General features: G+C 71.4%; 10 protein-coding genes. 9 read left to right on the forward strand and 1 reads right to left on the reverse strand.

Annotated features, from left to right (window positions below):
- Positions 1-95 precede the first annotated feature (95 nt).
- From UIS43_RS16075 to nhaA, 8 genes are all read left to right on the forward strand, one after another.
- The gene (locus UIS43_RS16075; RefSeq protein ID WP_013155498.1) at positions 96-899 is read left to right on the forward strand and encodes an ABC transporter ATP-binding protein; all 804 of its coding nucleotides are present in this window, start codon (positions 96-98) and stop codon (positions 897-899) included.
- 14 nt (positions 900-913) lie between these two features.
- On the forward strand, positions 914-1,759 hold the full coding sequence (locus UIS43_RS16080; protein WP_013155499.1) for an ABC transporter permease: 846 nt from the start codon (positions 914-916) through the stop codon (positions 1,757-1,759).
- A gap of 10 nt (positions 1,760-1,769) precedes the next feature.
- On the forward strand, positions 1,770-2,879 hold the full coding sequence (locus UIS43_RS16085; protein ID WP_013155500.1) for an ABC transporter substrate-binding protein: 1,110 nt from the start codon (positions 1,770-1,772) through the stop codon (positions 2,877-2,879).
- Positions 2,880-3,020: 141 nt separating this feature from the next.
- Complete coding sequence (locus tag UIS43_RS16090; protein ID WP_071622972.1) at positions 3,021-4,115, forward strand: LLM class flavin-dependent oxidoreductase; 1,095 nt, start codon at positions 3,021-3,023, stop codon at positions 4,113-4,115.
- Between the two features lie 264 nt (positions 4,116-4,379).
- Positions 4,380-4,715 carry a DUF2795 domain-containing protein gene (locus UIS43_RS16095; protein WP_013155502.1) on the forward strand — a complete coding sequence of 112 codons (336 nt, stop codon included), beginning with the start codon at positions 4,380-4,382 and terminating at the stop codon, positions 4,713-4,715.
- Positions 4,716-4,863: 148 nt separating this feature from the next.
- The gene (locus UIS43_RS16100; protein ID WP_370010609.1) at positions 4,864-6,318 is read left to right on the forward strand and encodes a PucR family transcriptional regulator; all 1,455 of its coding nucleotides are present in this window, start codon (positions 4,864-4,866) and stop codon (positions 6,316-6,318) included.
- 343 nt (positions 6,319-6,661) lie between these two features.
- Positions 6,662-7,978: an MFS transporter gene (locus UIS43_RS16105; protein WP_013155504.1), complete on the forward strand. Its 1,317-nt coding sequence runs from the start codon at positions 6,662-6,664 to the stop codon at positions 7,976-7,978.
- Between the two features lie 207 nt (positions 7,979-8,185).
- Positions 8,186-9,454, forward strand: coding sequence for a Na+/H+ antiporter NhaA (gene nhaA, locus UIS43_RS16110; protein WP_117199597.1), 1,269 nt, complete (start codon positions 8,186-8,188; stop codon positions 9,452-9,454).
- A 161-nt stretch (positions 9,455-9,615) separates the two neighbouring features.
- Here nhaA and UIS43_RS16115 read toward each other — a convergent pair whose 3' ends face one another.
- Entirely contained in the window at positions 9,616-11,166 is a 1,551-nt protein-coding gene (locus UIS43_RS16115) for a DASS family sodium-coupled anion symporter (RefSeq protein WP_013155506.1), read from the reverse strand.
- 246 nt (positions 11,167-11,412) lie between these two features.
- On the opposite strand from UIS43_RS16115, the gene UIS43_RS16120 reads away from it, so the two are divergent.
- The gene (locus UIS43_RS16120; RefSeq protein ID WP_049800327.1) at positions 11,413-12,357 is read left to right on the forward strand and encodes a TAXI family TRAP transporter solute-binding subunit; all 945 of its coding nucleotides are present in this window, start codon (positions 11,413-11,415) and stop codon (positions 12,355-12,357) included.
- The last annotated feature ends 10 nt before the right edge of the window (positions 12,358-12,367 follow it).

Below are 12,367 nucleotides of genomic sequence, written 5' to 3' on the forward strand. Positions count from 1 at the left end.
CGAGGAGAAGGTATGGCACGTCCAGCACGGCCGGAGACGGGCCCGGGGCCCGCGGCCCGGCGCACCGAACACACGTACCGAAGGCGGGACGCCGCGTGAGCGACGACCGTATCGAAGTACGCGGACTCAGCAAGACCTACGAGGGCGGTGACCCGCACCGGCCCGCGCTCGACCGCATCGACCTGGACATCCCCCGAGGCGAGTTCGTCAGCCTCATCGGCCCCAGCGGCTGCGGCAAGTCCACGCTGCTGCGGGTGATCGCCGGGCTGGAGGGCCACGACAGCGGTGACGTCACCGTCTTCGGCTCCACGCCCAAGCGCATGTGCGAGGCCAAGGCCGTGGGCCTGGTCCCGCAGACCCCCGCCCTGCTGCCGTGGCTGAACGTGCGGCGCAACATCTCCCTGCCCTCGCGGGTCAACCGCCGGGCGGGCAGGGGCAGCGAGGACCCGGACCAGCTGCTGCGCATGGTCGGCCTGGACGACTCCGCCCGCAAGTACCCCCACGAGCTGTCCGGCGGCATGCAGCAGCGCGTGGCGATCGCCCGCGCCTTCGGTCTGCGGCCCGACCTGCTCCTGATGGACGAGCCCTTCTCCGCGCTGGACGAGTTCACGCGCGAGGCGCTCCAACTCCAGCTCCTGAACATGTGGGAGCGCATGTCCACGACGGTCGTGTTCGTCACCCACTCGGTGCGCGAGGCGGTCACGCTCTCCGACCGCATCGTCGTGATGTCGGCCCGGCCCGGCCGGGTGCACGAGGTGCTGCCCGTCGACCTGCCCCGCCCCCGCGACAAGGCCGTGGTGACCGGACCCCACATGCACGCCCTGGAGGACCGGGTCCGCGCGTCCCTCCAGTCCGCGTGGGAGGCCGGAGCCGCCCCCGACGACCTCGTTCCGCTGTGAGAGGAGGAGAGACCATGGCCACCAGCACACCCGTCCGGCCCCGCCCCGAGGGCGAGGCCTCCCCGAAGCGCGGTGCCGCGCGCCGGCGCCGCTTCGGCCTCAGGCTCAGCGTGTGGCTGCCCACCGCCGTGGCGGTGGTGATCGTCGGCTTCGCCTGGTCGGCGACCGCCGAGGACCAGCCCTACCTCCTGCCTCCGCTGGCGGAGGTCGGGGGGATCCTGGTCGAGGATCCGCTGCTGTTCGTGAACAACGCCTGGGCCACCCTCAGCATCGCCCTGACGGGCGTGGCCTTCGGCGCGGGCACCGCGTTCGTCCTGGCCCTGCTGATGTCGGAGATCCCGCTGCTGCGGCGCGCGATCATGCCGCTCGCCGTCATCCTGAACGTGACCCCGGTCATCGCGATCGCCCCCGCCCTGGTGGTGGCGTTCGGCTTCGGCATGACCCCCAAGGTCATCGTCACCGCGATCATCACGTTCTTCCCGGTGCTCATCAACGTGACCACGGGGCTGCGGTCGGTCTCCCGGCCCGTCCTGCACGTCTTCTCCACCCTGCACGCCTCCCGCCTGGAGGTGCTGCTCCGGCTGCGTATCCCCAGCAGCCTCCCCTACACCCTCGCCGCTCTGCGGGTGGTGTTTCCCCTGTCCATCGTGGGCGCCGTGGTCGCGGAGTTCGTCGCCGCCGGATCCTCAAGCGGGCTCGGCACGATGATCCGCAACTCGGCCGCGACCGCCCGGTTGGAGTACGTCTACGCGGCCGTCGCCTGTCTGGCCGTCATGGGCGTGCTGATGCTCGCACTCATCACCGTCCTCGAACGCAGACTGCTGTTCTGGCACGAGTCCCAGCAGCGCACCACCTCCTAAGGAACCCCCAATGACCAATCCGCCCCACCGCCCCAGTCCCCGGCGCCGACGCTCCCTCGCGGCGGCCGCCGCGGCATCGGTCCTCCTCCTCACCGCCGCGTGCAGCGGAGGGGATGCGGCCGAGGAGGACACCCAGGTCGCCACCGTCATCGACGAGGAGCGCTGCCAGACCAACCGCGACGCCGGCACGGTCACCTACATCACCGGTTACCAGTACCAGGCCTCGGTCTCCATCCTGGAGGCCGTCGCCGCGGACGCCCTCGGCTACTTCGAGGCCGTCTGCCTGGACGTGGAGATCCAGCCCGGCAGCGGTGACACCATCGGCAACTCCCAGCTCGTGTCGGCCGGCACCGCCCACTTCACCTCGCTGGGCAACGAGGCCGAGGTCCTCCAGGCCAACGACGCCGGACACGAGGTCATCGGCGTCTCCACCTACGGGCACGTCCCGATCGCCAGCCTGCTCACCGGCACCGGCATCGAGGAGCTCAAGGACCTGGAGGGCACCACCCTCGGCCACAAGGGCATGCTCCCCGCGCCGCTGGAGGCCATGCTCGTCGCCGACGGCGTGGACATGGACTCCATCGACATCGTCGAGGTCGGCTACGACCCCAGCGTGCTGCCGCGCGACCAGGTGCAGGCGCTCACCGCGTTCCGCTCCAACGAGCCCTTCCTCCTGTCCGACATGGGCGAGGAGTACAACGAGTGGCTCCCCGAGAACTACGGGGTCGTGGGCTCGTTCGGCGTGATGGCCACCAACCCCACGTGGGCCGAGGAGAACCCGACGGTCGTCGAGGACTACCTGCGCGCGATCGCCAAGGCCTTCGAGTACTGCCAGGACAACGGCGAGGAGTGCGTCGGCTACGCCGCCGAGCTGGCCGAGGCCGGATACGACACCGAGCACAACCTGCGGATCTGGAACTCCGAGCAGGAGCTGGTGACGGCCTCCACGCCCGACGACTCCACCCCTGGCTACATCGACCTGAGCCTGACCGAGGCCGAGGGCCAGACCCTCGTCGACAACGGCCAGCTGGACGAGCTGCCCGACGTGGAGCCCCTGTTCGACCCCCGCTACCTGGAGGCCGTGCACGTGGCGACCGAGGTGTCCTGGCCGTCCGAGTAGGACCGGGCACAGCCCACACAGCAGGACCGCGCGGACAGCGCCGCGCACCGAGCGCCCACAGCGCCTGGGCGCGGCGCACAGACCGCGCTGCGCACGGGCGACCGCAGTGAGCGGCGCCCGAGAGTGAATGAGGAGCCAAGGATGGCAGCAGAAGGCGGGCCACAGGCCGCCGAAACCGAGTACGGCATCTTCCTGCCCATCGGCAACGGGGGGTGGATCGTCTCGGAGACCGCACCGCACCCCGAGGCGACGTACGAGTACAACAAGAAGGCCGCGGTCCTCGCCGACGCCTACGGACTCGACTTCGTCATGTCCATGGGCAAGTGGCGCGGCTACGACGGCGCGACCGACCACTGGGGGCGCACCCTGGAGTCGATCACGATGATGTCGGGGCTCGCGGAGGCCACCGAGCACGTCAAGGTGTGGGCGACCGTCCACACGAACCTGTTCCACCCGGCCCTCGCCGCCAAGATGTACACCACCCTCCAGGACATCAGCGGCGGACGCGCCGGGATGAACATCGTGGTGGGCTCCTACGTGGACGAGTTCGCCCAGATGGGCCTGTGGCGCGAGGACATCGGCCACGGTGACCGCTACCGGTACACCGAGGAGTGGACCAGCGTCCTCAAGCGGTTGTGGACCGAGGACTCGGTCACCCACGACGGCGAGTTCTTCAAGCTCGACGACTGCCGCTCGCGGCCGCACCCCGCTCCGGCGCCGACCCTGATCAGCGCGGGCCGCTCCGACACGGGCCTGAACTTCCAGGCGCGCCACTGCGACGGCTCGTTCCTGACCGCGGAGGACCTGCCCGGCCTGCGCGACGCCAGCCGCGACGTCAAGGAGCGCGCCCAGAAGGAGGGGCGCAGCATCAAGACGTACTCGATGCTGACCGTCGTCATGGACGACACCGACGCCGCGGCCGAGGAGCGGCGGCTGGAGTACGGGCGCGGCGCGGACATCGACGCGCTGGTCAACATGAAGCGGTCCTGGGGCCTGCCCCTGGACAAGGCCCTGTCGCTGACCTCCGAGCGGCCCGAGGACGAGGCGTTCCAGACGCCGTTCGTGACCGGGTCCCCCGAGACGGTGGCCGGACGCATCCGCGAGATCGTGGAGTACGCCGAGCTCGACGGTCTGATGCTGATCTTCCCGGACTACCACGCCGACCTCGCGGCGTTCGGTGAGAAGGTCATGCCGCTGCTGCGCCCCGCCGGGGGAACGGCCGCGGAACAGGGCTGAGGCCCTACGCCGCGGACGCCCGCGGCGGTCGACGCGCGGTCGCTGCGGTGCGAGACGCCCCCGCTCGGGGTTTCGCACCGTGGTGACCTGGGGCCGCGGCGCCCCGCCGGACGCCGCGCCCGGCCCGGCCGCGCTCCCCCCCCGCGACGATTGGGCTTCCCTCCGACCGGGTAGGCGCCCCCAGTGTCCTCGCAGGTCGGGCGGCACACCCCCGGTGACCGGGGCGCAGACGCCCGGCCCTCGCACGAGTCGGAGGGACTGACGATGAGCGTCAAGCGTGGCATCGAGGGGCTACAGGACGTCCTGGGGGAAGTGGACTTCCCGGCGGACAAGGACCGGATCGTGACGCACGCCCTGGACGCGGGCGCCGACGAGGAACTGCTCAGCGCTCTGCGGGCGATGCCGCCCGCCCAGTACAACGAGGCCAACGAGGTGCTGCGCTCGGTGCCCCTGCCCCGCTCCGAGACGGACTCGCACACCGAGTCCGCCCGCGCGCAGCTGCGCAGGGAGCACACGAAGCCCGGCATGGCCGAGTCGATGAAGGAGAGCCGCCCGGTCAACCCCATCGAGGAGGAGCTGGGCGAGAACCGCAAGTCCTGAGGCCCCGAGCCGTGGTCCCGGCGCTCTGACGGGCCCCGGGGCCCTTTCGTGCGCGGGCTGGGAGCGGTCGCGGGTCCGCGGCGTCCGGTGCTCCGGGAAAAGGCGCACAATGGTCCTACCCGTGCGAGAAGACCCCCGGAGTGCGACCGTGAGCGAGACCGGCCTGACCGTCAAGGCCCTGCTGAAGGCACTGGACAAGGCCGTCCACGGACTCGCCGCCGCGCCCCGGGGGCTCGGGGGCGTGGTCCGCTCGGTGGTCGTGGCCGGGGACGGCGCGCCCATACCCGCCGGTGCGCTGGTCGTCGTCCCGCCCGGGGAGGCCGCCGCCCTGGCCGCGCGTCCCGGGCAGCTGGCCGCCAGCGCCGTGGCGGCCGTGGACGGGGACGCCGACGGGCTGCGCGGTCTGGGCCTGCCCGTGCTCTGCGTGGACCCCGCCGTGGGCACCGGCGAGTTCGCCGCCCTGGCCCGGTCGGTCCTGGAGGCGGCCGCCACCGACACCGGCCACGGCGACCTGTTCTCCCTGGCCCAGACCGTCGCGACCCTGACCGGCGGCATCGTCAGCATCGAGGACGCCGCCGGTCAGGTCCTGGCCTACTCCGCCTCCGGCGAGGGGGCCGACGAGCTGCGCAGGCAGACCATCCTCGGCCGCGGCTGCCCGGAGTCGTTCCTGGCGCACCTGCGCGAGTGGGGCGTCAACGAGCGGATACGGGACGGCGAGGTGGTCGAGGTCGCCGAACGCCCCGACCTGGACGCCGCGCGCCGCCTGGTGGTGGGGATACAGGCGGGCGAGCGCGCGCTCGGCACCATCTGGGTGCAGGTGGGCGGCAGGCCCCTCGCGCGGACCAGTCCCCAGGTTCTGCGCGGCGCGGCGCGCCTGGCCGCGCTGCACGTCATGCGCGCCCACAGCGAGGCGCGCAGCACCGGGCGCGACACCGACGCCCTCGCCCGCCACCTGGGCGCCGACCCCACGACGCCGGTGGCGGTGGTCGCGCTCGCCCTTCGGGAGGGGGAGGTCGACCCGCCCTGGCGGCTGGACCAGGCCGCGGAGATCACGTCGGTGTACGCGGCGGCCTACCGCCGCGAGGCCCTGGTCATCCCGGCCTGCGGCCTGCTGTACGTGCTGGTCCCCGCGCCCTCCGGGCAGGCGCCCACCGCGTGGACGCGGGAGCTGGTGTCGGTGCTGCGCGAGAACCTGGGCACGCCCGTCCAGGCGGCGGTGGCGGGAGTGGCGCCGAGGATGCGCGCGGTGCCGTCGCTGAAGAAGGTCGCCAGCCGCGCCCTGGAGGTGGTCGCGGACCGCCCCGAGCGGCTGGTGACCGCGTTCGAGGAGGTCCGTTCCTCGGTGGTGCTGCGCGAGCTGTTCGACGCCCTGGCCGACCGCCCCGGGCTGCGCGACGACCGGCTCGACGCCCTCGACGACGAGCAGCGCCGCTCCCTGTCCGCCTACCTGGACGCCTTCGGCGACGTGTCCGGGGCTGCTGAGCGGCTGCACGTGCACCCCAACACGCTGCGGCACCGGATCAGGCGGATCCGCGAGCTCACCGGACTCGACCTGGACGACGCCGACCAGAGGCTCCTGGCCACGCTCACGCTGCGGGCGTGAGCCGCGGGCCGCGTTCGCCGCCGCGGCGTCCCCCCGGCGGCGGCGCTCCGCCCCGGCGCGGTCTCCGTGCGCCTCCCGTCGGCGTCGCGCCGGTCCCTCCCAGGACACCGGCCGTTCCCTCCATGGTCGCGGTACGGCTCCCGCCAGGTCTCCGGCCGGTCACGGCCACCCGGCCGACGCGCCCCGGCGGGGCCGGATTGTCCGAAGCGACACCGCTCCGCCGCCCATGTCGTCCGTTCGCACAACGGTGGCGCACGCCACCCGCGTCTAGGCTCCCGGCAATGTACGCAGGCCACGCCCCTCGGCCCGCGCGATCCCCGACACCCCACCAGGAGCCCTGCACATGAGTGTGGACACCGCACAGGCTCGGCCGCCGAGGGCCAAGGTCCTCATCGCCAGCCTGACCGGAAGCACGATCGAGTGGTTCGACTTCTTCCTCTACGGCACCGCCGCCGCCCTCGTCTTCGACGAGCTGTTCTTCCCCTCGGACGACCCGTTCGTCTCGCTGATGCTGTCGTACCTGACCTTCTCGCTGACGTTCTTCATCCGTCCGCTGGGCGGCGTGGTCTTCTCCCACATCGGTGACCGGATCGGCCGCAAGAGGACCCTGATCATCACGCTGACCCTCATGGGCGGCGCGACCATGCTCATCGGCCTGCTGCCGACCTACGACAGCGTCGGGATCCTCGCCCCGATCCTGCTCGTCGTGCTGCGGATCATCCAGGGCCTGGGCATCGGCGGCGAGTGGGGCGGCGCCCTGCTGCTCGCCTACGAGTACGCGCCCGAGAACCGGCGCGGCCTCTTCGGCAGCGTGCCGCAGATGGGCATCACCTCGGGCATGCTGCTGGCCAGCCTGGTGCTGACCCTGATGTCGCTGCTGCCCGACGACCAGTTCGCGACGTGGGGCTGGCGCGTGCCGTTCGTCGGCAGCGTCCTGCTGGTGCTGCTGGGACTGTGGATCCGCTCGGGGATCGACGAGACCCCCTCGTTCAGGAAGGCCAAGGAGGAGGGCGAGGTCGCCGAACTGCCGGTGGTGGAGACCTTCCGGTTCCACTGGCGGGCCGTGCTGGTCGCCGTCGGCGCCAAGGTCGTGGAGACCGCCCCCTTCTACATCTTCGGCACCTTCGTGGTGAGCTACGCGACGGGCACGCTGTCCTTCGACAACACCTCCGCGCTCAACGCCGTGACCGTCGGGGCGATCGTGGCCACCGTGTGCATCCCGATCGCCGGACGCCTGTCGGACACCTTCGGCAGGCAGCGGGTGTACCTGGTCGGCGCGGTGCTGCTGGCCCTGTTCATCGCGCCCTACTTCCTCATGCTGGGTACCGGCAGCACGCTGATGCTGGTCCTGGCGACCGTGATCGGGCTGGGCGTCCTGTGGGCACCGGTCACCGCCACCATCGGCACCCTGTGCTCGGAGATCTTCTCCACCCGGGTGCGCTACACGGGCGTCACCCTGGGTTACCAGATCGGCGCGGCGGCCGCGGGCGGCACCGCCCCGCTGATCGCCACCTGGCTGCTGTCGCGGTTCGACAACTCGTGGGTTCCGGTCGCGGGCTACCTGGTTCTCACCGCGGTGGTGTCCATCGTCGCCGTGGCGCTGGCCGGGCGGGCCTCCAACGCCGAGGAGAGGCACCTGGCGGCCTCCGAGAAGGGCTGACGCGCGCCCTCACCGGGCGCACGGCGTGAGGGGGCGGCGTCGACCGCCCCCTCCCCGGCCTCCTCCGCCCCGGAACGGACACATGGCCCCTGGGCTGGACATTCATCCCATCTTCCGCCAGCATGGGCGAGGCGCGCGCCCGCGCCTAGGTGTGCCGGGAAGACTGGTCGGCGAGTCCCTGTCAGTCGTACGCCCGGAAAGTTGCACATGAGCATCGACCCGATTCTGCGCTCCGAGCGCCACGGCCCGCTCTCACGGTTGGCCGACACCCTGCGCAGCGACAGCGTCGGCGGCTTCCTGCTGATCGGCGCCGCGATCCTCGCCCTCGTCTGGATCAACTCGCCCTTCGGCGATGTCTACGAGAACCTGCGGGCGGTCACCTTCGGGCCCGAGTCGCTGCACCTGAACCTGTCCCTGGAGACCTGGGCCGCCGACGGCCTCCTGGCGATCTTCTTCTTCGTCGTCGGCAACGAGCTCAAGCAGGAGTTCGTCCACGGGGAGCTGCGAGACCCCCGCCGGGCCATGCTGCCGATCGTCGCGGCGATCTGCGGCATGATCGTGCCCGCCGCCATCTACGCCGCGATCAACTTCACCTCGCCCGACACCCTCCACGGGTGGGGCATCCCGATGGCGACCGACATCGCCTTCGCCCTCGCGATCCTCGCGGTGATCGGCCGGGGACTGCCGCCCGCGCTGCGGACCTTCCTGCTGACGCTGGCGATCGTGGACGACCTCGGCGCGATCATCGTCATCGCGGTCTTCTACACGTCCGGCATCAACTTCGTGGCCCTGCTGGCCGCCGCCGCGGGCCTGGCGGTCTTCTGGTACCTCCAGCGCGGCAAGGGCCTGGCCGCCAGGCTCAACGCGTCGGTGGTCCCCAACTGGCTGGTCTACGTGCCCCTGGCCCTGGTGATCTGGGTCCTGGTCCACGAGAGCGGCGTGCACGCGACCATCGCGGGTGTGGCCATGGGCCTGCTGATGCGCACCAACAAGCTGCCCGGCGAGCACCACGACCCGAGCCACGGCGTGGAGCAGCTGCTGCGCCCCTGGTCCGCGGGACTGGCCCTGCCGATCTTCGCCTTCTTCTCCGCGGGCGTGGTCTTCGACGGCTTCGGCGAGGTCCTCACCGACACGGCCGCGCTGGGCATCCTCGCGGGCCTGGTCGTCGGCAAGGTGATCGGCATCGCGGGCGGCTCGTGGCTGACCACCAAGGTGACCAGGGCCGAGCTCAACCCCAGCCTGAAGTGGATCGACATCGTCGGCATGTCGCAGCTGGCCGGTATCGGGTTCACCGTGTCGCTGCTGATCAGTGAGCTGACGTTCGCCGACGACCCGGGGCACCTGGCGCACGCCAAGACGGGCGTGCTGGTGGCCTCCGCCATCGCGACGCTGCTGGCGACGGTGATCCTGGGTGCGAGGGCGCGGCACTACCGGAAGCTGGAACGCCAGAGCACGGCGGGCGCGGACTCCGAGTAGGAACACGGCGGCGGCCCGTCTCCCCCGAGCGGGGAGGCGGGCCGCCGTCGTGTGACACGGGGGCGGGCCCCGCGGCGGGGCCCGCCCCCCGGGCCGCCCGGCAACGCAGAAACGGGCGGCCCCCCAAAACCACAGGGGGCCGCCCGCGACGCGTGGTACTCCTACACGCTGACTCCCAGGAACCAGGTCACCACGGTGTACATCGCGGCCAGGATCAGGAACAGCGCGATGAGGTTGAGCCACACGCCGCCGCGCATCATCTGGCCGATCCGCACGTGGCCGGAGCCGAAGACGATCGCGTTGGGCGGTGTGGCCACCGGGAGCATGAAGGCCATGGTCGCGGCCAGGGCCACCGGGATCACCAGGGACAGGATGTCGATCTGCATGCCCACCGCGACGCCGCCGAGGATGGGCAGGAAGGTGGCCGCGGTGGCGGTGTTGCTGGTGAGTTCGGTCAGGAAGAGGACCAGCCCGGCCGCGACCAGGATCAGCACCCAGGTGGGCACGCCCTCCAGGACGGCGACCTGGCCGCCGATCCAGGTGCTCAGGCCGGACGCGGTGAACTGCCCCGAGATGGCCAGACCGCCGCCGAACAGGAGCAGGACGCCCCACGGCAGCTGCACGGCGGTCTCCCAGTCCAGCAGGCGGGTCCCGCGCTCGACCGGGATCAGGAACAGCAGGACCGCCACGGTCATCGCGATCCCGGCGTCGCTGACGCTGGACAGCCACGGGAGGAAGTTGTCGGCCAGGACCGGGACGAAGATCCAGGAGAGCGCCGCGAAGGCGAAGACCGCGAGCACGAGCTTCTCGCCGCGCGCCATCGGGCCCATCTCAGCGAGCTCGGAGCGGATGAGGGCCTGGGCGCCCTCCACCTTCTTGACCTGTGGCGGGAAGATCTTGATCAGCACGAACCAGGCGATGAGCAGGAAGACGGCGGCCAGCGGCAGGCCGACCAGCATCCACTCGCCGAAGCCGATGTGGATGTCGTGGGCGTCGGCGAGGTAGCCGACCATCAGCACGTTGGGCGGCGTGCCGATGATGGTGGCCACCGAGCCGATGGAGGACGAGTAGGCGATGCCGAGCATGAGCGCGGTGGCGAAGTTCGCGTCGGTCCTGCCATCGCGGAACTGGGTGATCAGCGTGATCACCGACAGGCCCACGGGGAGCATCATCACGGCGGTGGCGGTGTTGGACACCCACATCGTGATGAACCCGGTGGCGATCATGAAGCCGCCGACCAGCCCCGCGGTGTTGGAGCCCACCTTGGAGACGATGACCAGGGCGATCCGCTTGTGCAGGTTCCACTTCTGCATCGCCAGGGCGAGCATGAAGCCGCCCATGAACAGGAAGATGGTGTCCGACCCGTAGGAGGAGGCGACGTCCCCGACGGGGGTGCCCTCCAGCAGGAGGGGGAAGAGCACCAGCGGCAGCAGGGAGGCGACCGGGATCGGGATCGCCTCGGTGGCCCACCAGATGGCGATGAAGGCGGTCACCGCGGCCACCGCGCGGCCGTTGGCCGACAGGACCGTCTCGCCGTCCTCGCCGTCGACGACGGGCATCGGCATGTCCGGCATGAGGAAGTAGACCAGGAGCCCGACCAGCGGGCCCGCGATCAGGCCGATCACGCGCGAGGGCGGGGTGCCCCTGGCGACTCTGCCGTCCTGCGTGGGGGATGCGGTGTCGGGCGCGTCGACACCCTTCTCGGACGCCATGGAATCCTCCTGTTGTGGGTCACCGGGAAGTGACACTGGGCTTACCGTCGGGTTTCTCCCCGATTACCCCGAATTGATACAGCGATGGTGTGGGTCTCTTTCTCGCGTGTTCAAGGTCTCAAGGAAGATTTGAGATTCCTCTGACATTTCGGAACCTTGGGTCGTCGCCTTGGCACGAAAGGTGACCACGCGCAAGGTGTGACCTGGGGGTCTGAACCGCCGTCCTCCCTCGCCTAAGCTGCGGGTATGCATGGACCGAACCGGCGCACCGCCCTGAGGGGAGCCGCCGGCGTGTTCATCACGGCCGCGCTGGGCGGCTGCTCGTGGCGCGAACCCTCCACCGCTCCGGCGTCGCTCGTCGTGGCCACGGGCCCGGCCGGGGCCGTCTACCGGGAGATCGGCTCGGAGATCGCGGGGCTGCTGGACGCCCGGTTCCCCGACATCCGGGTGGAGGCCGTCGAGACCGGCGCCTCGCACGACAACCTGCTGCTCATCGAGTCGGGCGAGGCCCACCTGGGTCTGACCAGCCTCGACGCGGTCCTGGCCGACGAGGAGGCCGACACCGGCCCCTTCCGCGCGATCGGGCGCCTCTACGACAGCTTCCTGCACCTCATGGTCCTGGACGCCTCCCCCGTGCGCTCCCTGTCCGACCTGGAGGGCCGCCGCGTCTCGGTGGGGGCGGTCAACTCCGGCACCGAGTTCACCGTCGCGCAGGCCGCCGAGGAGACCGGACTGGCCATGGAGACGGTGCGCCTGGACCAGGCGGCCTCCGCCGACGCCCTGGCCCGTGGGGAGATCGACGCGATGTTCTCCCTGACCGGACTGCCCACGCCCGCGGTCGCCGACCTGGCCCGTGAGCACGTGACGCGCCTGGTCGACCTCGGGGACGTCGCCTCCGCCATGGCCGAGGCCCACCCCGAGAGGTACTTCCCGGCCACCATCCCGGCGACCACCTACGAGGGCGTGCCCGCCTGCCCCACCCTGTCCATCCCCAACCTGCTGCTGTGCGCCGCCGACCTGCCGGACGACCTGGCCTACTCCGTCACCGACACCGTCTACACCGGCGCCGCGCGGATCGCCGACTCCCGTCCCGAGGCGGCGCAGATCAACGTGCGCACCGGCATCTCGACCGGCGTGGTCCCCCTCCACCCCGGCGCCGCGCGCTGGTACCGGGACAACAAGCCCTCCTGAGGCCCTCCCC

The sequence above is a fragment of the Nocardiopsis sp. LDBS0036 genome (assembly GCF_041228755.1).
Taxonomy (GTDB): domain Bacteria; phylum Actinomycetota; class Actinomycetes; order Streptosporangiales; family Streptosporangiaceae; genus Nocardiopsis; species Nocardiopsis dassonvillei.